The following is a 24998-nucleotide window of genomic DNA, read 5'->3' on the forward strand; positions in this document are numbered from 1 at the left end:
AATAAAAGACCACATTGGAGTCTTAATTTAAAAACACCTAATTTTATACATAACAAAAAATCCTGTGAAGCTAGCTTCACAGGACTAAATTAAATATCGTAAAATTGTCAACCTATTTTAGGACGACTCAGTTATTAAATTTTATAAGCCTGATAAACGGGGTTTTCTATTGTTAGATGGAATATCTATATATATAGTATCTATTATTCTTGATGTGTAAACACTGTTTTTGTTATGAGAAGCTCTTTTCTTATTTCTTTTGATCTGTCTTTTAATTTTTTTCCATTCTCTTTCTCTGTTTAAACTTATTTTTTTGTCTTCGTCATTATTCTTATCATTAGGTGTTGATATTTCTGAAGGTCTGTTTACTTTTGTAATAGATTCTTGTTGAGAATTGGATTTGATAGGTTGGTAACTTGTTTGTTGTCCAGTTAATAAAAATGATATACATAGCAATACAGTAGTAGTAATAATTCTCATTCTAATTTTCATTTTTTTTTGGTTTTTGCGCATTAATAATTTTGATTCTAGGTATAGTAGGGGCGATTTATAATGGTATGGATATGACCAGTTTTATAATTAAGATAAATTATTAAGTGGTTGATATCCAGTTACTAATATAGTAATACTATTTGGTTTTGTATTACGGAAAAACCACAGTGCTATATGGGGATTTTTCCCCCTGTAAAGGCTGAGAGCTGTTGTTATTACAAGAGTTTTTTTTCGATATAATGGAGTAGAATTTTTTTTATTTTTTTTAGACGAAAAAAGGATAAAAAACTGAGAAGTCAATAATACAGGCTTGTCTGAGGGATTTTGATAAATTAGTTAAAAGCAGAAAATCTATAGAAAAAGAGCTCTTTTTCTATAGATTTTCTGCTTTTTTATTTTAAAAAATAATAAAAAACGTCAGTTTTTGAAAAAATAACTAAAGTTAATTGATAAAATTAAAGATAGATATAGCCTAACTTCCTGTTTTAAAATATTTTAGTTACCACCCTGATAGGCGAGATTCATTATTATTATTTACAGGAATATTTAAATATATAGTATCAATAGTTCTGGATGTATAGATACTATTTTTGGTATTAGAAACTCTTTTTTTATTTCTACTTAGTTGTTTTTTGATTTTTCTCCATTCCTTTTTGCTATAAAAACGTTTATCTTTCTTCTTTATAGGAGTTTTTACAACTAACCGATCCGACATGGCAATTTGATCTGTACTATATTGTTCCTCTTGGATTTGAGTGTCAATAGTTTTTACAGAAGAAAAGTCATTTTTAAAGTCCTGACCAAAAGACATACCGCAGACCAATAAGAAAGCGATATTTAATGTGAATTTTAATTTCATTTCCCTAAATTTTAATGTATTGATTAATACTGATACACTGAAATTCTCAAAAAAACATATCAAAATTATTTTCCCTTAAAAAAGATATGTTGTGTGTCTTAATATAAACAGGATAAAAGTAACGATTATACTCGATTTTAGTATACGGTAAAACCTCATTTTTTAAGGGTTCAGCCTATTTTTCGATAAAGTACTATAAAACCCAGATGAAATTATATCCCAAAGGCTTCTTGTACCGTTTCTACATAGTCTAATTTCTCCCAAGTAAATAACTCTACTTCTTTTTCAATTTTACCAGAATAAGGGCTTTCAAAAACTTTAGTGATAATTTGTGGTTCCTTACCCATATGTCCATAAGCTGCAGTTTCCTGATAAATAGGGTTACGTAATTTAAGACGCTTTTCTATTGCAGCAGGACGCATATCAAATATTGCACTTACTTTTTCTGCAATTTCACCATCGGTTAAACCTAATGAACTGGTTCCATAAGTATCTACAAAAATTGAAGTAGGTTCAACTACACCAATAGCATAGGATACTTGCACCAATGCTTCACTAGCTACTCCAGCGGCAACAAGATTTTTTGCAATATGTCTCGACGCATAAGCGGCAGATCTGTCTACTTTACTAGGGTCTTTACCAGAAAAAGCGCCTCCACCATGTGCTCCTTTTCCACCATAGGTGTCTACGATGATTTTTCTTCCTGTAAGACCAGTATCTCCATGAGGTCCACCGATAACGAATTTTCCGGTTGGATTAATATGATATGTGATTTGATCATTAAATAATTGCTGAACGTATTCTGGTAACTGAGCAATTACTCTCGGTATTAAGATTGAAACAATATCATTCTTTATTTTAGAAAGCATTCTATCGTCATCAGTATCAAAATCATCATGTTGTGTGGACACAACAATCGCAACAATACGCTGAGGTATGTTGTCATCACTATATTCTATAGTTACCTGGCTCTTAGAATCTGGACGTAAATAAGGAATTTCATTACCTTCTCGTCTTAATTTTGCCAATTCTATTAATATTTTATGAGAAATATCAAGAGCCAAAGGCATGTAGTTAGAAGTTTCTTTAGTAGCGTATCCGAACATCATTCCCTGGTCACCAGCTCCTTGCTCTTCTTTAGTTTCACGATCTACACCTTGATTAATATCCTGAGATTGTTCATGAATTAAAGAAATTACTCCACAAGAATCTCCACTAAATTGATATGCTCCTTTGGTATATCCAATAGTGTTAATTACATCTCTTGCAATGTGTTGCACATCAAGGTATGTTTTGGATTTTACTTCTCCAGCAAGAACTACTTGACCTGTCGTAACTAGTGTTTCACAAGCTACTTTAGAATCTGCGTCAAAAGCCAAAAAGTTATCTAATAATGCATCACTGATCTGATCTGCTACTTTATCCGGATGTCCTTCAGATACACTCTCTGAAGTAAATAAATATGCCATTCGTTGTTGTTTTATCGAGAATGATTAGACGAGACTGAGATGTGAAGCTTTCGATAAATTATTTATAAATCGAACTGCTTTAGCATTTTTAATACTGTTAACATTTAGAACAGTGTTTTGGGTTGCAATCAGTCAAATCTTTCCCTGAAAAATATTTCGGCAAAGGTAAAAAAAATGATAATACTTGAAAGCATTTAACACGTTATTAATTTTTTGCTAATCAAAAAGCTTTTTAAAGCGTTTTTTATTGAACAAAATAATTTTCCAATAAAAAATGATACAGTTTAAAAATAATTACTAGCTTTGTTGCGAAGTTTCTTATACATATTAGTAAGTTATTAAGAAAGGTGGAGGGAATAGACCCTGTGAAACCTTAGCAACCCTTTAAATTTATTTAAAGAAGGTGCTAAATTCTATTCGCTTAGGCGAAAAAGATAACTCGATACAATTGCTTTCTCGCAATTGACGTTTTCCTTTCTTTTTAATTTTCTATAACCAAACATAATCATAGATGTTTGATGTATTTGGATTTTATTTTGTTATTAAAATTTAAAATAGAAAATTATGAGTGCACAAAAATTTGCAACAGAAGCTTTACATGCTGGACATGATGTATCTGCTAACGGAGGAACCAGAGCAGTACCTATTTATCAAACCACCTCATATGTTTTTAGAGATGCTGATCATGCGGCAAACGTATTTAACTTATCAGAATCGGGGTACATCTATACCCGATTAAACAATCCTACAAATGATGTTTTAGAGCAACGTCTTGCTGCATTAGAAGGAGGTATTGCTGCAGTAGTAACTGCATCAGGTACGGCAGCAATTAATACTGCATTACTCACTTTACTTAAAGCAGGCGATCATATTGTTGCTTCCAGTAGTTTGTATGGAGGAACCTATAATCTTTTAGGAGTTACCTTACCAAGGTTTGGGATTACTACCACATTTGTAGATCCTTCAAATCCTGAAAATTTTAAAAATGCTGTACAAGAGAATACACGTGCTTTTTTTGTGGAATCTTTAGGTAACCCAAAATTAGATGTACTTGATCTAAAAGCAATTTCATCAGAAGCCAAAGCTTATAAAGTTCCTTTGATTGTAGATAATACTGTTGCTACTCCAGCATTGCTAAACCCTATTGAGTATGGTGCTAATATTGTGATTCATTCTCTTACCAAATATATAAGCGGGAATGGAACTTCTCTCGGAGGTGTAATAATAGATGCAGGAACTTTTGATTGGTCTAGTGGTAAATTTCCTGAATTTACAGAACCTTCCCCAGGATACCATGGATTAGTATATCATGAAGCATTAGGAGCTGCAGCGTTTATAGCCAAAGCGAGAATAGAAGGGTTAAGAGATCATGGTGCTGCACTTAGTCCATTCAATGCATTTCAGATTTTACAAGGTTTGGAAACCTTAGAAATTAGAATCAAAAAACATAGCGAGAATGCATTGGCTTTGGCGAAATGGCTACAAAAACAAGATGAAGTGACGTGGATAAAATATCCCGGACTTGAAGGAGATTCGTACTATAAATTAGCTCAGGAATATTTACCTAAAGGGCAGAGTGGTATAATAACCTTTGGGGTAAAAGGAGGGTTTGATTCAGCCAAAACTGTAGCTAACGAGACAAAGATTTTTTCTTTATTGGCTAATATTGGGGATACAAAATCCCTGATAATTCATCCTGCAAGTACTACACATCAACAATTGGATGCTGTACAACAAGAATCAACGGGAGTAACCCAGGATTTGATAAGGTTATCTGTTGGATTAGAGGATATTGAAGACTTAAAAGGAGATTTAGAGGTAGCTTTTGCCAAAATAACCGAAACTGTCAAATAAAAATTAAAGAGTTATATATACTTTTCCTATGCTTCAAAAACTTGACATTTCTAATTTCACTACAGTAAAAGCTAAGTGTATAGATCATATACCTTTGACGTACCAAGTATTTGGAAAACCTTTGTTTCAGGCTCCAATTGTATTGGTGAACCACGCACTTACCGGTAATTCTATGGTGTGTGGCTCAGGTGGATGGTGGAGTGGTTTGATAGGGGAAGGTAAATGTATTGATACTAATAGGTATACCGTTTTATCGTTTAATATTCCTGGGAATGGTTATGACGGAATTAAGGAGAATTTAATTGAAGACTATAAGACTTTTAATGCAAGAGATATTGCTGCTATCTTTTCTGAGGGTTTAAAATTATTGAAAATAGATGAATTATATGCTGTGATTGGTGGTTCTGTAGGAGGTGGAATAGCATGGGAATTGGCTGCTTTGCAACCTGAATTAATAAAACACCTTATTCCTGTTGCGACAGATTGGAAATCTACAGATTGGCTAAAAGCAAATTGTTTGGTACAAGAACAGATTTTATTAAATTCTAATAATCCAGTTCATGACGCAAGATTACATGCAATGCTTATCTATAGGTCTCCAGAGTCATTTAAACAAAAATTTGATAGAACTTTTAATGAAGAAAGAGGTGTGTATAATGTAGAAAGTTGGCTTTTATATCATGGTGAACGATTGGATAGAAGGTTTACACTTTCTGCGTATAAAGAATTAAATCATATTCTGGGCAATATTGATATCACAGAAAAAAGAGGGAGTTTTAAAGAAGTAGCCAGATCTATACAATCCAATATTCATATTATTAGCGTGGATTCTGATATCTTTTTTACTGCAGCAGAAGATAAAATTACATTTAAGGAGTTACAAGAAGTTAAGCATAATGTTACCCACGCAATTATTAATTCTGCACACGGTCATGATGCTTTTTTAATAGAGTTTGAACAATTAAGCAAATTGTTAAAAGATATTTTTTAAATAAAAAGAAATGAAGGTCTTAAAATTTGGAGGAAAGTCATTAGCTAACGGAAAAGGAATTCGTACGGTAATTGAAATAATTGAAGACAAGGTTAAGAAAGATGAGAAAATAACAGTTGTGCTTTCTGCCAGAGGCAATACTACTGATGAACTAGAAGGAATTCTTGAAAAAGCATCAAAAAGTAAACCTTATCAAGAGCAATTGGATGCATTTAAAAAGTATCAATTAGATGGTTTTAAGAGTATAGATTTTACTCAGGAATTCGAAACACTAGATAAGCTTTTTGAAGGGGTATCTCTTTTAGGAGATTATAGTAAAAGAATAAAAGATCAGGTATTGTCTCAAGGTGAGGTGATTTCTGCCAAATTGGTAACACAACTTCTTCAGGAAAAAAATATTAAAGCCAATTTTACAGATAGTAGATCACTTATAATTACAGATGCTCAGTTTGGAGATGCTCAACCTCTGGATAAATTATCCAAGAAAAATGTAATTAGCCATTTTAATAAACATAATGGATCTACAGTAAACGTGGTTACTGGTTTTATAGCGTCTAATACTAACAATGAAACTACTACTTTAGGTAGAAACGGAAGTAATTATACTGCCTCGTTACTGGCAAATTATCTAGAGGCTGAGGAATTACAAAATTTTACTCATGTTAATGGAATTTATACAGCAAATCCTGATTTAGTGCCAGATGCAAGGAAAATAGAAAAATTATCATTTGCAGAAGCTAATGAATTAGCATATTTTGGAGCTAATATTCTTCATGCAAAAACGATAATTCCGCTAATAGAAAAGAATATTCCCCTTAGGATATTAAATACTTTTGACTATAAAAATAAAGGTACCTTAATAACAGCTACATCAAACGAAAAAGGAATTAAATCCCTGTCGGTCTTAGAACATGTAGCTTTGATTAATCTCGAAGGGAGAGGACTTTTGGGTAAAGTTGGTGTAGATGCAAGAATTTTTAGAGCATTAGCACATAAAAATATTAGTGTTAGTATTATTTCTCAAGGTTCTTCAGAACGAGGAATAGGATTTGTTGTAGAAGCTAATAAAGCAAAAGAAGCTAAAACAGTATTAGAACAAGAATTCGAATCTGATTTTCACAAACGAGATGTAAGTGGTATTTCAATAGAAGAAAATGTATCTGTGATTTCAATTATTGGTCAGGATTTAAGTACATTTCATAAACCGTATAATGCATTAATTAAAAACCAGGTAATCCCTTTGCTTTTTAATAATACGGTTACTGGTGCTACCATAAGTCTGGTAGTGAAAAAAGAACAATTACATCGTGCATTGAATGTGATTCATGGAGAGATTTTTGAAATCGCTAAAAAAATTAACCTTGCAATATTTGGTCACGGATTGGTAGGAGGTACCTTAATAGAACAAATCCTGAAATCCTCTGAGCAGATCGAAAAACGAAAGAAAATAAACCTTAATATTTTTGCAGTTGCAAACTCTAAAAAAGTACTTTTAGATAAAAATGGTATTAATGAACATTGGAAAAACAGTATTGATGAAAAAGGAATTTCTTATACCATAGAAGATATAGTTCGATATGCAGATGAACATCATCTAGAGAATTTAATCGCTATTGATAATACAGCTAGTGAAGCATTCACAGCAAATTATATGCATCTGGTAGAACATGGTTTTGATCTGGTATCTTCTAATAAAGTAGCAAATACATTAAGTTTTGATTTTTATAAAGAATTACGAAAGAAACTAGAGGATAATCAAAAACAGTATTTGTATGAAACTAATGTAGGAGCAGGATTACCGCTTATTGATACGATTAAGTTATTGCATTTATCAGGAGAGAATATCACAAGAATTAAAGGAGTTTTTTCTGGGTCATTAAGTTACTTGTTTAATACATATTCTAATGAAAATCGATTATTTAGTGAAGTCTTACAAGAAGCTATAGATAAAGGATTCACAGAACCAGATCCTCGTGAAGATCTTTGTGGAAATGATGTTGGTAGGAAATTATTGATTTTGGCAAGAGAGCTTGATTTAAGTAATGAATTTGAGGATGTGAATATTCATAATTTGATTCCTGAAGGACTTAGACAAGGAGAAGCTCAGGAATTTTTGGAGAAATTAGATAACCTGAACTTGGTATATCAAAAAGTTAAAGAAGAGCAAAAACCTAATCATGTATTGAGGTATATTGGTGATCTTTGGGGAGATTTATCCAAAGAGAAAGGAAATCTTGATGTAAAATTGGTCTCCGTTCCTCAAAGTAGCGCGTTAGGACAGGTAAAAGGTTCCGACTCTATATTTGAGATTTATACAGAATCTTATGGGGATCAACCGATAGTAATTCAAGGAGCAGGAGCAGGAGCAGCAGTTACAGCAAGAGGTGTCTTTGGAGATATATTGCGATTAACAGAAAAAGGATAATGAAGATTATAATTGGAGATACGGTTATTTGGCAAAACAAGAACGTATTGTTTTTATTGAATTTGGTACTTTTTGTTATTGCAGGTTGTTTTAATTCAGAAAAAACTGATTACAAAACAATAGCTAAAGAGGATGTGCTAGTACAATATACAGCGCTCCCTAAAACTGTAAAATCACCCAAAGATAATCCTAGTTCTCCTGAAAAAGCTGCCTTGGGAAAATTACTTTTTTTTGATCCGATATTGTCAGGAAATAAAGATGTAGCTTGTGCTACTTGTCATCATCCTAAGAATGGTTATGCTGAGTTTCGGGATATTTCTATTGGAGTAAATGGAAAAGGTTTTGGAAGTACTCGGGTGTTTAATACGCCAAATGATATTCCTTTTGTAAAAAGAAATGCTCATACCATTTTAAATACAGCATATAATGGTATTGATACAAATAATGAATATGACCCTGAGAAAGCACCAATGTTTTGGGATTCGCGAGTAGAAAGTTTAGAAAAACAAGCATTAGAGCCGATCAAAGCACTCGAAGAAATGAGAGGGCGTAAGTATGCTGAAAAGGATATCCTGGATGTGGTTATCGCCAGACTGAAAGCAATTCCCGAATATCAAACATTATTTGAGGAAGCGTTTGGAGAGAAAGATGCAATCAATAGCATTAATTTATCCAAAGCGATAGCGGTTTTTGAAAGGACTTTGGTAACGAATAATTCTCGTTTTGATCAATATGTAGCAGGAGACGAAAATGCAATTTCTCTTTCAGAAAAAGAAGGTTTTAAATTGTTTAAAAAAGTAGGTTGCGCGAATTGTCATAAAGGACCTATGTTTTCTGATTATAAAATGCATGTGTTGAGTTTGCAGGAAAACAATAAATTAAAAATAATAGATAGTGGTTTTGGTCAACAATTTTCCTTTAGAACTCCAAGCTTACGAAATTTACAATTTACTGCACCTTATATGCATAATGGTAAGATGAAAAATTTACAAAAAGTTTTAGAGTTTTATGAAGATATAGCTTCAGGAAGGTCTCAAAATCCAAATATTGAAGATGATCAATTAGATTCTTTAGTTAAAAAAATACGAATTAAGGTTATGGATATGGCACCAATCATTTCTTTTTTAAATACGTTAAATGAAACTGATTTTGATAAAGAGGTAGTTGATGCAGTGCCAAGTGGTCTTCCGGTTGGAGGAGATATTAATTAAGAGATAATACTAAATTGAAAAATAGAAATAATGAAAATACAGCTCAAAAGAATAGATAACGATTACCATTTCGAATTAAAAAACGAAAGAGGACATGTGACTCATATTGATAGTAAAGCAGAGGTTGGAGGACATGATTTAGCTCCGAGTCCAATGGAGTATGTGTTAATGGGAGTCGCGGGATGTAGTGCTATTGACGTAATATCAATTTTAAAGAAACAACGACAAGAAATTACAGACTATAGAGCAGAAGTGGATGGTAGTCGTGAAGAAATTGATGGAGCAAAGCCTTTTAAAAATATAGTAGTAACTGTATTTCTTGAAGGGGAAATAGCTCCCGAAAAAGCAAAAAGAGCTGCTCAATTGTCGTTCGAAAAATATTGTTCAGTATCCAAAACTTTAGAACCTACTGCTACCATAGCATATAAAGTAGTAGTAAATAATAAAGAAGTATGAGTCTAGATAGTACAAATTTTGAAACACAAGCGGTCAGAACACAGACCGAAAAAACACAGTTTTTAGAGCATTCTTCACCCATGTATTTGACTTCGGGATTTGTTTTTGAAGATTCTGAAGAAATGAGAGCAGCTTTTGCTGAAGAGAAAGATCGGAACCTGTATAGTCGTTTTAGTAATCCTAATACTACAGAATTTGTAGATAAAATTTGTAAGTTAGAAGGAGCAGAAGATGGGTATGCATTTGCAACAGGTATGGCTGCAGTGTTCTCTACATTTGCAGCTTTATTAGATGCAGGTGATCATATCATATCAGCACGATCTGTTTTTGGATCTACACATTCATTGTTTACTAAGTATTTTCCTAAATGGAATATAGAAACAAGTTATTTTAGGATAGATGAGACGGAAAAAATAGAAAGTTTAATTCGATCTAATACAAAAATTCTATATGCAGAATCTCCTACGAATCCGGGAGTAGATATTCTGGATTTAGAGGTATTGGGCAAAATTGCTAAAAAACATAATCTACTTTTGATTATTGATAACTGTTTTGCAACTCCATATTTACAAAACCCTATTCAGTTTGGAGCAGATCTTGTTATACATTCGGCTACCAAGTTGATAGACGGTCAAGGAAGAGTATTAGGAGGAGTAACCGTGGGCAAAAAAGAGTTAATCAGAGAGATTTATTTGTTTTCTCGAAATACGGGACCTGCATTATCACCTTTCAATGCCTGGGTGTTGTCTAAAAGTTTAGAAACATTAGCCGTTCGTGTAGACCGTCATTGTGAAAATGCATATAAACTAGCTGAGTTTTTAGAAGCACATCCCAAAGTAAATTGGGTAAAGTATCCTTTTTTGAAATCTCATCCGCAATATGAAATTGCTAAACGACAAATGAAATCAGGTGGTAATATTGTTGCTTTTGAAGTAAATGGAGGAGTACAGGCAGGGAAAACTTTTTTTGATACTATTAAAATGTGTTCTTTGTCTGCAAATCTTGGAGATACTAGAACTATAGTAACGCATCCTGCGTCTACAACACATAGTAAGTTAGCTGATGAGGATAAAGAAGTTGTTGGGATTACCAATGGCATGGTACGGTGTTCTTTAGGGCTAGAACATATTGACGATATTATCCAGGATATAAAACAAGCATTAGAAGAAATATGAAGAAAAGCTGAGCATCTGCTCAGCTTTTTTTGTTTAAGAAATAAAAGTGTTGTTAGTTTTTTGTTAAGGTAAAAATTTGATCACCTGTTACGGCAAAAGTGATTCCCTGACGTTCTATGTCTTCATTAATGGTTATCTTAAGTGTCATAGTTTCAGCAGTCAAAGAAACAATTTCAAACGACTCTTCTTCTCCGGCAACAGTAGTAGTTAGAATATTGCCTTCTGTTTTCCATTCTCCAGTTCCTATAAAATCAGGAATTGGTTCTTCATATTCAATTGGGTCTTGAGTGGGGATGCTTATAGTAGCAACTGCTGTAAAACCTCCAGAACTCACAAAAGTATTGGGTTCATCTGTCGCAGAAGTTTCTGTAAAAGTTGCTTTAGCAGTATAATCCTTTCCGGTAAGTGTAAAATCACCACTTACAGGAATATTTTGGATAGTAGCAGAAACTTTACCATTTTCTGACTTGACTTCTGTTAGATTCCATTCTCCGGGAATTAAATTTTGATCGACTTCAGTAGGTGCATCATCATCGCTACTACAAGAAAAAAATAACGAGGTACTTGCTAAAAATAAAAGCATTGCAAATTTTTTCATTTTGATCATATATTTTGAGTTACTACTTAATTTTCAACGAGAGGCTGATTATCATATTGTTCCTTTTGTTTAATTGACTCTTTTTTATGGGGTTTTTAAGGGTAATTAGTAAAAGTTTAGTAAATCATTATTCATTATTATATACAATGATCCTATCAACGCTTTAATAATCTACTAAACTAGTGGGGTTTTTATTAAAGATATCATAATTCATTGAGTTTTAGTAAGATTTTTTTAATCTTTTGGACTAATACACAAATTTTATATATACATTTGTTTAATAATCTACTAATCCGATAGGGTAATAGAATTTTAAAAAATGATTGTAGATCAAATGATATTAGATAAAGTATCCACACAGAAAACAACATATCAGGATGATAAAACTTCTGAGAAACCTTTGCGTAGTATTGCAAAAGCAGTGAGCTGGAGAGTGGTGGGTACATTAGATACATTAATTGTATCCTATATTTTAACTGGAGAAATAGCGCTTGCTACTTCTATAGCGTCTATTGATTTTGTAACCAAAATGATTTTGTATTTCTTTCATGAAAGAATTTGGAATCGAATTAAATGGGGGAAGTAGAAAAGAAAGAGAATTATGAGCTTAACAGAAAAAGAAATAGCAAATCTTAATAAATCACTAAGGGATAAGACACCTTTAGAAATTACACAATGGGCGATTTTAAATGCAAAAAAACCTGTAGTTACTACTAATTTTAGACCATATGAAGCGGCTATTCTTGCAGTTTGCTCAGAAGCACTGCCTGATATTCCGGTGATTTGGTGTGATTCAGGGTACAATACCCCAAATACATATAAGCATGCAGATAATGTCATTGATTTACTGAGCTTAAACGTCAAATTGTATGTTCCAAAACAAACTACAGCACACAGAGATGTAGTGATGGGAATTCCAGATATTGACGATCCTAAACATAAGATTTTTACAGAACAGGTAAAGCTAGAACCTTTTAAAAGAGCAATGTCAGATTTTGCTCCTGATGTCTGGTTTACAAATCTTCGAAAAGGACAAACCGCATTGCGGGATTCTTTGGATATTTTAAGTGTTGGAAAAGATGGTGTTTTAAAAGTAAGCCCTTTTTATTACTACAGTGATGAAGAATTAGATGTGTATTTAGAGGAAAACAAATTACCAAACGAATTCAAATATTTTGACCCTACAAAAGTATTAGAAAATAGAGAGTGTGGGTTACATACTAACTAATAAATTACGAAAAAGATAAGAATGGAAATACTAGAAAAGAAAGTAGAACAATTAAATGGATCAGCGGGTAACTTAGCTGGGGCATCTGTTCTTAAGGTAAATCCTTTGGAGAGCGAAGCAATTTATATTTTTAGAGAAGTAGTTGCACAGTTCGAAAAACCAGTATTGCTTTTTTCTGGAGGAAAAGATTCTATTACTTTGGTGCGATTGGCTCAGAAAGCATTTTACCCAGGAAAAATCCCTTTCCCATTATTACATATTGACACAGGACATAATTTTCCCGAAACTATAGAATTTAGAGATCGATTAGTCAAAGAACTAGGAGTAGAACTAATCGTTAGAAATGTTCAGGATTCCATTGATCAAGGTAAAGTTATAGAAGAAAAAGGAAAATATGCAAGTCGTAATAGTTTACAAACTACAACGCTTTTGGATGCTTTAGAAGAATTTAAGTTTGATGCAGCTATAGGTGGAGCAAGAAGGGATGAGGAAAAGGCAAGAGCCAAAGAACGTATATTTTCAGTTAGAGATGATTTTGGACAGTGGGATGAAAAAAATCAACGCCCAGAATTATTTGATCATCTTAACGGGAAGATAGATTTAGGTCAAAATGTGCGGGTGTTTCCAATTAGTAACTGGACAGAATTAGATGTATGGAGTTATATTCAAAAAGAAGCTATTGAAATTCCATCAATATATTTTGCACATAAACGTAAAATATTTATTCGGGATGGTATGATTTGGTCAGCAGAAGATGATGTGGTATATAGAGAAGTTGATGAGGTGGTAGAGGAACGAATGGTTAGGTTTCGTACGGTAGGAGATATGTCTTGTACAGCCGCAGTGCTATCAGATGCAATCACAATTGACAAAGTTGTTGATGAAATTAGACAATCAACAATCTCAGAACGAGGAGCTCGTATAGATGATAAACGATCTGAAGCAGCTATGGAAAAACGTAAACAACAAGGATATTTTTAAAAGTTGTTTTTGTTATTTCGGTTTGACACATTGAGCTCGTCGAAATGAAGACTGGAACTTAAATATTCATCATAAATAATAAAGAATACTACTCCCAAAGGAGAAATAATAATAGCTATGGACGTATTAAAAATAGCAACAGCAGGAAGTGTAGATGATGGTAAAAGTACCTTAATTGGTCGTATCTTATATGATACAAAATCATTAACTACAGATAAATTAGAAGCAATCGAAACCAGGAGTAAAGCTAATGGATTTGATTATCTGGATTTTTCATTGGCGACAGATGGTTTAGTGGCAGAACGAGAACAAGGAATAACGATCGATGTAGCACATATTTATTTTTCTACAAAAGAGAAAAGTTACATTATTGCTGATACACCGGGCCATATAGAATATACCAGAAATATGGTGACTGGAGCATCAACTTCTCAGGCTTCGATTATTTTGGTAGATGCTCGTAAAGGAGTTATAGAGCAGACATATCGTCACTTTTTTATTAATAATTTATTGAGAGTTAAGGATGTTATAGTAGCTATTAATAAAATGGATTTGGTAGATTTTTCTCAAGAAAAATTTGAAGCAATTAAAAAAGATTTTGAGATACTAATAGCAAAAAGCGATTATAAAGAGCAAAATATAACTTTTATTCCTGTAAGTGCTCTACAAGGAGATAATGTAGTAGATAAATCAGAAAGAACACCTTGGTATTCTGGTCAGACATTATTAGAACATTTAGAAGAACTGGACGCACAAGATGTTTATGAAAAAGCACAGGTACGTTTCCCAATTCAAACAGTAATTCGTCCTAAAAAAGATGAATTTCATGATTTTAGAGGGTATGCAGGAAAATTGTATGGTGGAGACCTTTCTATAGGAGATGAAGTCACTATTTTACCTTCATTGACTACATCAAAAGTAAAAGAAATTTACTTTTTTGATCAAAAATTTGATACTGCCGGTAGAGGAAGTTCATGCACAATTACACTAGAGAATGATGTAAATGTTAGTCGTGGAGATATGATTGTAAAATCATCAGAAAAACCAAGAGTAGAAAAACTTTTGACAGCTACGGTCTGTTGGATGGATAGTAAGGATCTTAACCCTGGAACTAATTATTTTCTACAAAGCGGAAGCAGTCGAATCCTGGCAAAAGTAAAAAGTATAAGTGGGACTATTGCTACCGATTTTTCTGGAGAAGATATTTCAAAAAATTCCTTGAGCTTAAATGAAATAGGGAAAGTTCAGATACAATTGAGTAAACCTTTAGCGGTTGATTCTTATAGTAAGAATAAAGCGTCAGGGTCATTTATATTAATAGATTCACAAACCAATAATACTTCTGGAGTAGGCTTTATAGAATAATAAATAAAAAGCTTTTTCTCTATTATAAGAAGAAGAAAAAAACAAGATTTTTTAATAGATAAAACCATCATACAAAAGTCATAACTATGTCCTTTTTTAAGGATAGAAATACGAAAAAAAAGATGCAAAGTTTTAGAACCGAAATAGAAAACCCGATTGTTCAGAAAGACATTATAGAATTAGCTAATAAAATAGAGCAATTCCATAAGGGTAAGATAGATGAAGAAAAATTTCGAAGCCTTCGTTTAGCACGTGGAGTATATGGTCAGCGTCAGGAAGGAGTGCAAATGATTCGTATTAAATTACCTTATGGTAAGGTGTTGAGTAACCAATTAAGGCGTATCTGTGAAGTGTCTGATGAATATTCTAGAGGAAGATTACACATTACAACACGTCAGGACATCCAGATTCATTATGTGGATTTGAATAGAACCCCAGAGCTTTGGTCAGAGCTAGAAAGAGATGATGTTACATTAAGAGAAGCATGTGGTAATACGGTACGTAATGTAACTGCTTCAGAGACTGCAGGGATTGACCCCAAAGAACCTTTTGATGTATCTCCATATGCAGATGCATTGTTTCGTTTCTTTTTAAGAAACCCGATCTGTCAGGAGATGGGACGTAAGTTTAAAGTGTCCTTTTCTGGAACAGAAGAAGATACAGGTTTATCTTACATGCATGATTTAGGTTTTATAGCTAAAATTGAAAATGGAGTTCGAGGATTTAAAGTGATGTTGGGTGGAGGATTAGGCTCTCAACCTAGACACGCTGATGAATTATATAGTTTTTTGCCAACAGATAAGATCATTCCTCTAATGGAGGGGGTATTGAGAATATTCGATCGCCACGGAGAACGTAAGAGTAGAGCTAAAGCTAGAATGAAATTTTTACTAAAAGATATTGGTTTAGAAGCATTCAAAGAATTAGTAGAAGCAGAACAAAATGCAATCGAACAAAAAACAGTTGCAATTGATGCTGATGCTTATGAAGTTTCTGTTCCTGTAGCGGTTGAAGCTCCACATGTAGATATTAAAAATCAAAAAGCTTTTGAGTTATGGAAAGCCACTAATGTGATCTCTCAAAAACAACAAGGATATGTTGCAATAGGGATAAAAGTATTATTGGGAGATTTTTATACTGATAAAGCTCGATTGTTGGCTGATCTTGTAGAGAAATATGCAGCTGGAGAGATTCGTCTATCCTTACGTCAGAATATTTTGATTCCTTTTGTAAAGGAAGATTTATTACCATTTTTCTATCAGGAACTAGAAAAATTAGGATTCGTAGAATCTGGATATAATAAAGCTGTGGATATTACCGCTTGTCCTGGTACAGATACGTGTAATTTAGGTATCGCGAGTAGTACAGGTATTGCAGAAGAGTTAGAACGAGTAATCAAAACTGAATACCCTCAATATCTTGAGAAAGAAGATTTGGTTATCAAAATTAGTGGATGTATGAATGCTTGTGGACAGCATAATATGGCAAATATAGGCTTCCAGGGAATGTCTATACGTACCAAAGATAAACTAGTAGCTCCAGCATTACAAGTGTTGTTAGGAGGAGGTAATCTAGGTGATGGAAAAGGAAAGTTTGCTGATAAAGTAGTAAAAATTCCTAGCAGAAGAGGACCAGAGGCATTAAGAAGAATATTAAATGACTTTGAAGCAAATGCAAATAGAAAGCCATTTGTAGCATATTATGCTGATAAAGGGGAGAAATATTTCTATGATTTACTTACTGACCTATCCAATGCTGATAACCTTACTCAAGAAGATTTTATTGATTGGGGGACAGAGGAAAATTATGTTAAAGCAATTGGGATTGGAGAATGTGCAGGAGTTGTTATTGATTTAATCGCTACTTTGTTTTTAGAAAGTGAAGAGAAAATTGAAAATGCAAAACTCTCTTTTGAAAATGAAATATATTCTGATGCCGTTTATCATGCATATAGTTCTTTAGTAAATTCAGCAAAAGCATTGTTATTGGCAGAGAATAAGAAAACAAATACTCATGCTAGTATTATAAACCAATTTGATGATGAATTTGTAGTCAATGGAAAGATAAATTTGGATGGTACGTTTGCAGATTTAATATATCAAATTCAGAAAAATGCACCAAGTAAGGATTTTGCAGTGGATTATATCAAAAAAGCAGAGCAATTTTTACAGAAAGTGCAAGAATTTAGAACACTTGAAGTAGAAAACGCATAAAGCTGTAAATTTGATCGACTTCTTAGGAATAATTTCAATGAGGTCAAATGATTAAAATCATAAATAATGAGTAATAAAATACCAAAATTGACCGTAGTAGGAGCAGGTCCGGGAGATCCTGATTTGATTACGCTTAAAGCTATTAAAGCTTTAGAATCAGCAGATGTGGTGTTATACGATGCTCTTATAAATGAAACGTTGCTAAAATATGCTCCAAAGGCAGAACAGATTTTTGTGGGGAAACGAAAAGGGTGCTATGCTTATCAGCAAGAACAGATTAATGAATTAATTGTAAATAGAGCAAAAAACTATGGCCATGTAGTGAGATTGAAAGGAGGGGATCCATTTATTTTTGGTAGAGGAGCAGAGGAGATTGATTATGTACAGCAATTTGATATAGAAACTGATATGGTTCCTGGGATATCATCATCATTTGCAGTGCCGGCTTATCAAGGAATTCCATTGACCAAAAGAGGAGTTTCAGAGAGTTTTTGGGTGATTACAGGAACAACAAAATCACATAAATTATCGCAAGATGTATATCTGGCAGCAAAATCAAATGCAACTGTGGTAATTTTAATGGGAATGGGTAAGCTGAGTGAAATAGTTAGTATCTTTGCCGCAGAAAAAAAACAAGACACCCCAGTAGCGATTATTCAGAATGGAACCACTGAAAATGAGAAGTTTGGATTAGGTACTATAGATACAATTGAAAAGATAGTTGTAGAAGGAAAACTATCATCACCTGCAATAATTGTAATAGGTGATGTGGTAAGTCAAAGAGCAAAACTAGCTTCAATTTATAAAGAGATACGAGAAGAAGTTGTATCTTAATAGTTTGGGTTAGGAATAAAATGGAAGAAATAAATAATTTATACCCGGTTTTTTTAAAGGTTAAAAACCTCGAAGTACTTATTGTAGGAGGAGGAAATGTAGCTGAAGAAAAACTTACGTTCTTATTAAAATCCAGTCCGGATGCACAGGTAACTATAGTATCACCAATGTTTAGAGAAGGTACAATAGCATTAGCAGAAAGATTTGGAATAGAAATGATACAAAAAAAATATCATAAACGGTTTTTGAAAAGAAAACACATTGTGATAGCTACTACTGATGTTCCTAAGGTTAATATCCAAGTGTATAGAGACTGTAGGAGGAAAAGTAAATTGGTTAATGTAGCAGATAATCCTCCGTATTGTGATTTTTATATGGGAGGAATTGTAACCAAAGGTAATGTCAAAGTGGCTATTTCGACTAACGGAAAGTCACCCACTACCGCAAAACGATTACGTCAGTTTTTTGAAGAAATAATTCCAGAAAACATTGATGACTTAGTTAAGAATTTAAACGAATATAGAAAAACAATAAAAGGTGATTTCGAAGAAAAGGTGGAAACACTAAACGAATTTACCAAAGGATTAATAGGAAAAAAAGAAGTTGAAAATGATCAAGACTGATATTTTAATAATCGGAGCTGGCCCAACAGGATTATTCACTGTATTTGAAGCAGGATTACTGAAGTTAAAAACGCATCTTATAGATGCTTTACCACAACCAGGTGGGCAATGTTCAGAGATATATCCTAAAAAACCAATATATGATATTCCAGGATTCCCTGAAATTCTTGCAGGAGAATTGGTAGATAATCTTATGGAACAGATTAAACCTTTTAATCCTGGTTTTACCTTAGGAGAGAGAGCAGAAACTATCGAGAAGTTAGAAGATGATACATTTTTGGTTACTACCAATAAAGGAACACAGCATAATGCTCCGGTAGTAGCTATTGCAGGAGGATTAGGTTCTTTCGAACCACGCAAGCCACCTATCCCTAATATCATAGATTTTGAGGATAAAGGAGTAGCATACATCATTCGGGATCCAGAAGTGTATAGAGATAAACGAGTTGTAATTTCTGGAGGTGGTGATTCTGCATTAGATTGGACTATTTTCTTAGCAGATGTAGCAAGTGAAGTAACTTTAGTACATAGACGTAATGAGTTTAGAGGCGCATTAGATTCTGTAGAGAGAGTTGCAGAATTGACCAAGCTAGGAAAAGTAAACCTAATTACCGAAGCTGAGGTTAAAGAACTAAAAGGAGAAGATCATATTACAGGCGTAGGAATTAAGCATAAAACACAAGGAGATATTCATGTAGATACAGACTATTTTATCCCGTTATTTGGTCTTTCACCAAAACTAGGCCCTATAGGAGATTGGGGATTAGAAATTGAAAAAAATGCAATTAAAGTAGATAATTCTTATGATTATCAAACTAATATCCCGGGTATTTATGCTATTGGAGATGTGAATACATATAAAGGAAAACTTAAATTGATCCTTTCTGGTTTTCATGAAGCGGCAATTATGTGTCAAAGTGCGTATCAGAGAATTTTCCCTGATAAGAAATATGTAATGAAATATACTACTGTAGGCGGTGTAGAAGGATTTGATGGTACCAAAAAAGAAGCCAAAAAAGAAGTGGTAAAAGCAATAGTATAAAAGATAATATTTTATTTTTGAACCTCATAGTTTGTTATAGCAAATTATGAGGTTTTTAAGTATATTTTGTATAGAAATAAGCAGTTATGTCAGATATTACTATAAAGATAACAGATAGAGAAGGAACAGTGCACGAAGTATTAGCACCAACTGATATGGCTATGAACCTAATGGAGGTTTGTAAAGCATATGAACTTCCTGTAGAGGGTACTTGTGGAGGTATGGCAATGTGTGCATCTTGCCAATGTTATGTTTTGTCAGATCACGAATTACCAGAAATGGGACAAGATGAGGATTTGATGTTAGCAGAGGCGTTTTATGTAGAAGATAATAGTAGATTGGGGTGTCAGATTCCGATTACTCCAGAACTTGATGGATTGGAGATAGAACTTGCACCAGAATCATAAATAGGCTCCCTGAGAAGGTTGTGAAACTCTTCACTTTCTTGTCTAGAAAAAGAATTAAAACATCTTCAAAAAAGATTAAAGGTCATTTTTACACCTTTAATACAATTTTATTTTAAGAAATACATATTGATTTAACTTAATTATTATTTTTATTGCTGTAATAATGTTAATATATAGTGTTTTTTTATTGTGGGTAGTAAAAACTGCAATTATTTAAAAAAGAATCATTTGTTGTATAACTTTTTTTATTTTTTTGAATTGTCGTTTTACTTGTATCATCCATTATAGTTTCAATTTAAACAGTTTTGGTTTTATTAAACGAGGTAATATGGTGTCTGTAAATTAAGTGTAGTTTTATAGCTGATATTAAGATGATGTTACGCTTCTAATCATATGTTTTAGTGAGCTTAAATCATTTGTGGTATTGGTCTGATTATGAAATGGTTAAATTGTGGTAAGATTTTTTAATTACTAACAAAAACCAACATGAATTATGAAAACTACACAATTTATTAGATTATTATTATGTATTCTGGGCTTGTTTATATTTTCTATAGGATATGCGCAACCACCCGGTGAAAATGCAAGCGACTGGACAGTAGTAAATGAGCTAACTGATGAGTTTAATGGTTCAAATTTAAATACTGGAAAATGGAAATATGGGCATCCATGGTGGGGAGGACGATCTCCAGCACTTTTTGGTGGCGCAAATAACGCATTTTTATCAGGTAATGGTCTTTTAGTAATAAGGGCTACTTGGGTTGGAGGATCAACCAATTACATGAGAACTGGATCAATACATAGTACTGGCAAGGCTATGAAAGTAGGGATGTATTCAGAATGTCAATTTAGGGCTAATAGTTTACGAATGGGTTCTGCTTTTTGGTTTGCAAATAATGACCTAGATGCTAATAATCGAGGAGATGAGATTGATGTTCAGGAAGCCTTTGGGGGGTTGACGAATGGTCAAGAAAGAGAAATGCATACTAATATCCATAATCCTCAACCTAATTTTACAAATGATCAACCTCAACCCAATAAGTTTATATTATCTAGCGGGACAGTTAGTGACTCTTACCATACTTATGGTGTTTGGATAGTAAATTCTAACACTGTCCGCTTTTATTTGGATGGAGTATTTCAAAAACAAGTTATAACCAATAGTTCCCAGGATCCTCAATATATGATGATTGATGCCGAAACATATAATTGGATGAAACCCTGGCCTACTCAAGCAGAGGTAACTAATGGTGCTAAAAGAGATATGTATGTAAGTTATGTACGTACCTGGAGAAAAACCGGAAATTCAAATCCTAACCCTGGTGATGGGTCTAAAGTTTCTCTTAAAGGAAATAATGGCAAATATGTAAGCTCAGAAAATGGAAATAAAGCGATGACCTGTAATCGTTCTTCAGTACAAGGTTGGGAAAAATTTACAATGAATGTTTTAGGTAGTATTAACGGAAACGATCAAGTATCACTACAAGGAAATAATGGAAAATATGTAAGTTCTGAAAATGGGTTAAAAGATGTGTTTTGTAACCGAGGAAGTGTTGGAGCTTGGGAAAAGTTTGAATTGATCCACCATGGCAATAACGTCTATAGTTTTAAGGGAAGTAATGGTAAGTACCTGAGTTCTGAAAATGGAAGTGGAGGAATGACTTGTAGTCGATCTAGTTTAGGGTCCTGGGAAAAATTTACAATTGCATTTGGGGTTAAAAGTAATCAACTTAATATAAAAGATGTCAAGGATGTCAAAAATGAAATCGCAATGTACCCTAATCCAATAGAGATAAATAACCCATTAAATATGGCCTTTAAATTAGGAGAAAAAACCGAAATTTCTATTGATCTGTATGATGCGGTTGGCCATAAAGTATTATCTAATAAACTAGGAACTTTTGACGCAGGTAATCATGATTTGGAATTATTTACAAGATCAAACAAATTAAGTTCAGGAATATACATTTTAAAAATAAAAATGAATGATGTAGTTACGGTCGATCGCCTAATGTTTAATTAAATTCTCAGCAAATAAAAAAGGGTGTAATTATATTACACCCTTTTTATCTACTTAAAAAACGTTGTTATCTTTCTAAAATTTTGATAGTTTCTTTTATTGGCTTTTTAATTCTTATAGTAATTTTTTGATACTCCCAATCTTGCCCATTTTGATAGGCAATGATATCTAGTTTTGCTTTTTTACCATTAATACTTCTGATGCCTACAGTTATAGCTATCCCATTATTATGATCCAGATATTGAACCTCTCCTTCTAATAGACGAAAAAAATCATGAGGCGATAATTCACCTAGTTTTTCAATAACTAGGTCATTTTCTTTAGCGATCTCTATGGCATTATTTACAAGAGAAGGCTGCACGTATACAGATCCATATCTAAAAATGGCATCTCCAGTCATAATGAAGAATATGAAGATAAAAGTTAATATTGCTGTAGTTGGGAGTATCCATTTCCAATTTCGATACCACCGGCTTTTTTTATGTGTTATTTCACTCATTGACATATATGTAAATATTATTTATAATGTAAATGTTGAGATTTGATGTAATACTCTCTGGTTTTAATAAAGACATACTTTGCAATTTAATTGTTACGGATATAGTATTAAATCAATTTTCTAAAAAAAGTAACATCTTTTTTTTGCCGAAAAACAAAAAAATAAACAAATGGTTTTCAGTAATTCAGGATTTAATTAAGGAAAGAGAGTGAGGTGTAAAAGAAAAAGAATCTTTAAGAAAATCAAAGTTTTAATTAGCATTGGATAAAAATGTATACCGTATGTATCCTTTTTTGAATAGAATGTACCTCTTATGTAGTCTAAAAAATTTGGTAATTAATAATATAGATATGAAGTTATGGTATAATCAAATCTAATAATACTCAACGATTTTTGTGAAATTTTGAATATTTTTTTTGTTTAATGTTCATTTTTAGTGTTAATATTTTGTAGAAATAATAAATTACATGTTGTTGTTTTCTGATCATATGTTGTGGTTGGTTAGAGGTGTTGATTAGTAACTTTATTACAACTTAAACATATTTAACACAAAAACTAACAGTTATGAAAAATCTAAAACACAAAATTTTATTAATTCTATGCATTGTTGGATTTCTACAAGCAATAGCTCAACCAACACCTCCAAACGGAAAAAAGTGGGAAAAAATAGAAGCTATGTCTGATGAATTTAATGGTTCTTCTTTGAACAATTCGAAATGGGCGGTAAACGATCCACAATGGGAAGGTAGACGACCAGCTAGATTTGAAACTTCCTCAGTATCTGTTTCAAACGGAAATCTTAAAATTTCAGCTTCAAAAAAATCGAATCCTTTTGGCGGATGGACTCATAGTGGTGGCTTGGTAAGATCAAAGATGAGAAATCAATATGGGTACTATGAAACCCGAATGAAAGCTAATAAAACTTTTATGTCTTCAACTTTTTGGCTTATTAATAAAAGGAATGAATTTACGGGTTGTGATTACAGAACAACAGAATTAGATGTGACCGAAAATGTTGGACGTAATACCGGTGGACAATCTTGGATCAATAGGAATATTGTTACTTTAAATGCAAATACTCATAGTAGAGGTACTTCATGTAATAGCACTCCGGTTGGTATTAGAGGAAATAAAGCAGATATCGGTGAGCCAGCTTATGCAGGATTTCATACTTATGGGGTATGGTGGAAAAATGCAAAAGAATGTTTGTTTTATTTAGATGGTAAATTTGTGTTTAAAATTACACCTGCTGCAGACTTTAACCTTCCAATGTATTTAAGAATGGTTGTAGAAACATATGATTGGAACCCTCCAAAAGCAGGTAACGATGGTATGAATGATTCAGCGGCTAATCGTACAACCTACTATGACTGGGTACGTTCTTATAAGCTAGTTAATGGAAATAGCGGACCTGTAAATCCAGGGCCTTCTAATGGAACTGTAACTATAAAGGGGCAATCTATTAACAAGTTTGTTAGTTCAGAAAACGGAAATAGATCTATGCGGGCTGTTAGTAATTCAGCAGGAGCGCAAGAAAAGTTTATAGTTAAATCTGAAGGTAATGGTACCGTAAGTATTAAAGGTAATAATGGAAAATACGTAAGTTCAGAGAACGGAAATAAAACTATGAATTGTAATCGTAATGCTGTAGGAGCATGGGAGAAATTTACATTAGTTCCTCAAGGAGGTAATGTGTATGCAATCAAGGGTAATAATGGAAAATATGTGAGCCACGAAAATGGAAGTAATAATGGAATTAATTGTAATAGAAATGCAATAGGTGCATGGGAAAAATTTGTTATCGATGGCTTAAGTAAATCTAATAGTTCTGGTAGTAGCGAAACTAATTTTAAAGGTGATATTTCAACTTATCCTAATCCAATAAATGCCAATAGTGCATTAAATATGGCTTTTAAATTAATAGAAGAAACTAAAATTTCAGTTGCATTGTATGATGTAGCGGGACGTGAATTATTAAAGAGTGATTTAGGAACTTTTAAAGCAGGGAACCATGATTTGAAAGTGTTTGAAAGACCCAAAAACCTTAGTAATGGTAATTATTTTTTAAGAATAAACATGAATGGAAACGAAACAATCGAACGTCTAAATTTTAGATAAAAAATAAAAATTTTAAGACTAAAATCAATGTTTTTAATCTTAAAGTATTGTGTAGTGTGTGCTTATGATGTAAATGAAATCTAAGTACTATTATGTTAAATTTTTAAAAGGGTATATAGCTTATTTACAATAAGTTGT

22 protein-coding genes and 1 riboswitch are annotated in these 24998 nt (G+C 32.8%); of the genes, 17 read left to right on the forward strand and 5 right to left on the reverse strand.

From position 1 onward, the window contains the following. Positions 1-141: 141 nt before the first annotated feature. The 3 genes from FOF46_RS06295 to metK all read right to left on the reverse strand — a co-directional run bounded on the left by FOF46_RS06295 (position 142) and on the right by metK (position 2820). Positions 142-492, reverse strand: coding sequence for a hypothetical protein (locus FOF46_RS06295; protein WP_143915867.1), 351 nt, complete (start codon positions 490-492; stop codon positions 142-144). Positions 493-991: 499 nt separating this feature from the next. Further along, entirely contained in the window at positions 992-1351 is a 360-nt protein-coding gene (locus FOF46_RS06300; protein WP_143915868.1) for a hypothetical protein, read from the reverse strand. Positions 1352-1563: 212 nt separating this feature from the next. After that, positions 1564-2820, reverse strand: a complete 1257-nt coding sequence (gene metK / locus FOF46_RS06305) for a methionine adenosyltransferase (RefSeq protein ID WP_109438856.1) — start codon at positions 2818-2820, stop codon at positions 1564-1566. Positions 2821-3152: 332 nt separating this feature from the next. Further along, positions 3153-3261, forward strand: a riboswitch (SAM riboswitch). Positions 3262-3384: 123 nt separating this feature from the next. Between metK and FOF46_RS06310 the strand changes: the two genes are divergently transcribed. Genes FOF46_RS06310 through FOF46_RS06335 form a run of 6 tightly spaced genes read left to right on the forward strand, consistent with a single transcriptional unit; the run spans position 3385 to position 10932 of the window. Beyond that, positions 3385-4674 (forward strand): O-acetylhomoserine aminocarboxypropyltransferase/cysteine synthase family protein, encoded by a 1290-nt coding sequence (locus FOF46_RS06310; RefSeq protein WP_109438855.1) that lies wholly within the window; start codon positions 3385-3387, stop codon positions 4672-4674. 28 nt (positions 4675-4702) lie between these two features. After that, entirely contained in the window at positions 4703-5665 is a 963-nt protein-coding gene (locus FOF46_RS06315) for an alpha/beta fold hydrolase (RefSeq protein ID WP_143915869.1), read from the forward strand. 10 nt (positions 5666-5675) lie between these two features. Beyond that, a complete protein-coding gene (gene thrA, locus FOF46_RS06320; RefSeq protein WP_143915870.1) occupies positions 5676-8090 on the forward strand; it encodes a bifunctional aspartate kinase/homoserine dehydrogenase I in 2415 nt (804 codons plus the stop codon). Continuing rightward, complete coding sequence (locus FOF46_RS06325) at positions 8090-9301, forward strand: cytochrome-c peroxidase (protein ID WP_143915871.1); 1212 nt, start codon at positions 8090-8092, stop codon at positions 9299-9301. The genes thrA and FOF46_RS06325 overlap by 1 nt, the downstream gene beginning before the upstream one ends. Positions 9302-9331: 30 nt before the next feature. Then, the gene (locus FOF46_RS06330) at positions 9332-9757 is read left to right on the forward strand and encodes an OsmC family protein (protein ID WP_109438851.1); all 426 of its coding nucleotides are present in this window, start codon (positions 9332-9334) and stop codon (positions 9755-9757) included. Beyond that, positions 9754-10932, forward strand: a complete 1179-nt coding sequence (locus FOF46_RS06335) for a trans-sulfuration enzyme family protein (protein WP_143915872.1) — start codon at positions 9754-9756, stop codon at positions 10930-10932. Before FOF46_RS06330 ends, FOF46_RS06335 begins: the two co-directional genes overlap by 4 nt. 52 nt (positions 10933-10984) lie before the next feature. On the opposite strand, the gene FOF46_RS06340 is transcribed toward FOF46_RS06335, so the two are convergent. Beyond that, positions 10985-11530: a lipocalin family protein gene (locus tag FOF46_RS06340; RefSeq protein ID WP_160114368.1), complete on the reverse strand. Its 546-nt coding sequence runs from the start codon at positions 11528-11530 to the stop codon at positions 10985-10987. A gap of 319 nt (positions 11531-11849) precedes the next feature. Between FOF46_RS06340 and FOF46_RS06345 the strand changes: the two genes are divergently transcribed. The 10 genes from FOF46_RS06345 to FOF46_RS06390 all read left to right on the forward strand — a co-directional run bounded on the left by FOF46_RS06345 (position 11850) and on the right by FOF46_RS06390 (position 22246). Next, on the forward strand, positions 11850-12116 hold the full coding sequence (locus tag FOF46_RS06345) for a DUF2061 domain-containing protein (protein WP_109438848.1): 267 nt from the start codon (positions 11850-11852) through the stop codon (positions 12114-12116). A gap of 15 nt (positions 12117-12131) precedes the next feature. After that, positions 12132-12758 carry a phosphoadenosine phosphosulfate reductase domain-containing protein gene (locus FOF46_RS06350; RefSeq protein ID WP_143915873.1) on the forward strand — a complete coding sequence of 209 codons (627 nt, stop codon included), beginning with the start codon at positions 12132-12134 and terminating at the stop codon, positions 12756-12758. A gap of 21 nt (positions 12759-12779) precedes the next feature. Then, the gene (cysD, locus tag FOF46_RS06355) at positions 12780-13739 is read left to right on the forward strand and encodes a sulfate adenylyltransferase subunit CysD (protein WP_143915874.1); all 960 of its coding nucleotides are present in this window, start codon (positions 12780-12782) and stop codon (positions 13737-13739) included. Positions 13740-13856: 117 nt separating this feature from the next. Further along, entirely contained in the window at positions 13857-15104 is a 1248-nt protein-coding gene (locus FOF46_RS06360; protein ID WP_143915875.1) for a sulfate adenylyltransferase subunit 1, read from the forward strand. A 122-nt stretch (positions 15105-15226) separates the two neighbouring features. Continuing rightward, on the forward strand, positions 15227-17317 hold the full coding sequence (locus FOF46_RS06365) for a HEPN domain-containing protein (protein ID WP_143915931.1): 2091 nt from the start codon (positions 15227-15229) through the stop codon (positions 17315-17317). A 66-nt stretch (positions 17318-17383) separates the two neighbouring features. Next, positions 17384-18151, forward strand: a complete 768-nt coding sequence (cobA, locus tag FOF46_RS06370) for a uroporphyrinogen-III C-methyltransferase (RefSeq protein WP_109438844.1) — start codon at positions 17384-17386, stop codon at positions 18149-18151. Between the two features lie 20 nt (positions 18152-18171). Next, positions 18172-18774 (forward strand): precorrin-2 dehydrogenase/sirohydrochlorin ferrochelatase family protein, encoded by a 603-nt coding sequence (locus tag FOF46_RS06375; RefSeq protein ID WP_143915876.1) that lies wholly within the window; start codon positions 18172-18174, stop codon positions 18772-18774. Continuing rightward, positions 18761-19816: an NAD(P)/FAD-dependent oxidoreductase gene (locus FOF46_RS06380; RefSeq protein ID WP_143915877.1), complete on the forward strand. Its 1056-nt coding sequence runs from the start codon at positions 18761-18763 to the stop codon at positions 19814-19816. The genes FOF46_RS06375 and FOF46_RS06380 overlap by 14 nt, the downstream gene beginning before the upstream one ends. Positions 19817-19902: 86 nt before the next feature. Next, positions 19903-20223, forward strand: coding sequence for a 2Fe-2S iron-sulfur cluster-binding protein (locus tag FOF46_RS06385; RefSeq protein WP_109438841.1), 321 nt, complete (start codon positions 19903-19905; stop codon positions 20221-20223). Between the two features lie 493 nt (positions 20224-20716). Continuing rightward, the gene (locus FOF46_RS06390; protein WP_143915878.1) at positions 20717-22246 is read left to right on the forward strand and encodes a T9SS type A sorting domain-containing protein; all 1530 of its coding nucleotides are present in this window, start codon (positions 20717-20719) and stop codon (positions 22244-22246) included. A gap of 64 nt (positions 22247-22310) precedes the next feature. Here the strand turns inward: FOF46_RS06390 and FOF46_RS06395 are convergent, their stop codons facing one another. Next, a complete protein-coding gene (locus FOF46_RS06395) occupies positions 22311-22742 on the reverse strand; it encodes a hypothetical protein (protein ID WP_167571756.1) in 432 nt (143 codons plus the stop codon). A 564-nt stretch (positions 22743-23306) separates the two neighbouring features. On the opposite strand from FOF46_RS06395, the gene FOF46_RS31400 reads away from it, so the two are divergent. After that, the gene (locus FOF46_RS31400; protein WP_109438837.1) at positions 23307-24860 is read left to right on the forward strand and encodes a family 16 glycosylhydrolase; all 1554 of its coding nucleotides are present in this window, start codon (positions 23307-23309) and stop codon (positions 24858-24860) included. The last annotated feature ends 138 nt before the right edge of the window (positions 24861-24998 follow it).

The sequence above is a fragment of the Aquimarina algiphila genome (genome assembly GCF_007489275.1).
Taxonomy (GTDB): Bacteria; Bacteroidota; Bacteroidia; order Flavobacteriales; family Flavobacteriaceae; genus Aquimarina; species Aquimarina algiphila.

Excerpts from the sequence above, each read along its gene's own strand:
- FOF46_RS06295 (WP_143915867.1), bottom strand. The coding sequence starts at position 492 with ATGAAAATTAGAATGAGAATTATTACTACTACTGTATTGCTATGTATA.
- FOF46_RS06300 (WP_143915868.1), bottom strand. The coding sequence starts at position 1,351 with ATGAAATTAAAATTCACATTAAATATCGCTTTCTTATTGGTCTGCGGT.
- metK (WP_109438856.1), bottom strand. The coding sequence starts at position 2,820 with ATGGCATATTTATTTACTTCAGAGAGTGTATCTGAAGGACATCCGGAT.
- FOF46_RS06310 (WP_109438855.1), top strand. The coding sequence starts at position 3,385 with ATGAGTGCACAAAAATTTGCAACAGAAGCTTTACATGCTGGACATGAT.
- FOF46_RS06315 (WP_143915869.1), top strand. The coding sequence starts at position 4,703 with ATGCTTCAAAAACTTGACATTTCTAATTTCACTACAGTAAAAGCTAAG.
- thrA (WP_143915870.1), top strand. The coding sequence starts at position 5,676 with ATGAAGGTCTTAAAATTTGGAGGAAAGTCATTAGCTAACGGAAAAGGA.
- FOF46_RS06325 (WP_143915871.1), top strand. The coding sequence starts at position 8,090 with ATGAAGATTATAATTGGAGATACGGTTATTTGGCAAAACAAGAACGTA.
- FOF46_RS06330 (WP_109438851.1), top strand. The coding sequence starts at position 9,332 with ATGAAAATACAGCTCAAAAGAATAGATAACGATTACCATTTCGAATTA.
- FOF46_RS06335 (WP_143915872.1), top strand. The coding sequence starts at position 9,754 with ATGAGTCTAGATAGTACAAATTTTGAAACACAAGCGGTCAGAACACAG.
- FOF46_RS06340 (WP_160114368.1), bottom strand. The coding sequence starts at position 11,530 with ATGAAAAAATTTGCAATGCTTTTATTTTTAGCAAGTACCTCGTTATTT.
- FOF46_RS06345 (WP_109438848.1), top strand. The coding sequence starts at position 11,850 with ATGATTGTAGATCAAATGATATTAGATAAAGTATCCACACAGAAAACA.
- FOF46_RS06350 (WP_143915873.1), top strand. The coding sequence starts at position 12,132 with ATGAGCTTAACAGAAAAAGAAATAGCAAATCTTAATAAATCACTAAGG.
- cysD (WP_143915874.1), top strand. The coding sequence starts at position 12,780 with ATGGAAATACTAGAAAAGAAAGTAGAACAATTAAATGGATCAGCGGGT.
- FOF46_RS06360 (WP_143915875.1), top strand. The coding sequence starts at position 13,857 with ATGGACGTATTAAAAATAGCAACAGCAGGAAGTGTAGATGATGGTAAA.
- FOF46_RS06365 (WP_143915931.1), top strand. The coding sequence starts at position 15,227 with ATGCAAAGTTTTAGAACCGAAATAGAAAACCCGATTGTTCAGAAAGAC.
- cobA (WP_109438844.1), top strand. The coding sequence starts at position 17,384 with ATGAGTAATAAAATACCAAAATTGACCGTAGTAGGAGCAGGTCCGGGA.
- FOF46_RS06375 (WP_143915876.1), top strand. The coding sequence starts at position 18,172 with ATGGAAGAAATAAATAATTTATACCCGGTTTTTTTAAAGGTTAAAAAC.
- FOF46_RS06380 (WP_143915877.1), top strand. The coding sequence starts at position 18,761 with ATGATCAAGACTGATATTTTAATAATCGGAGCTGGCCCAACAGGATTA.
- FOF46_RS06385 (WP_109438841.1), top strand. The coding sequence starts at position 19,903 with ATGTCAGATATTACTATAAAGATAACAGATAGAGAAGGAACAGTGCAC.
- FOF46_RS06390 (WP_143915878.1), top strand. The coding sequence starts at position 20,717 with ATGAAAACTACACAATTTATTAGATTATTATTATGTATTCTGGGCTTG.
- FOF46_RS06395 (WP_167571756.1), bottom strand. The coding sequence starts at position 22,742 with ATGAGTGAAATAACACATAAAAAAAGCCGGTGGTATCGAAATTGGAAA.
- FOF46_RS31400 (WP_109438837.1), top strand. The coding sequence starts at position 23,307 with ATGAAAAATCTAAAACACAAAATTTTATTAATTCTATGCATTGTTGGA.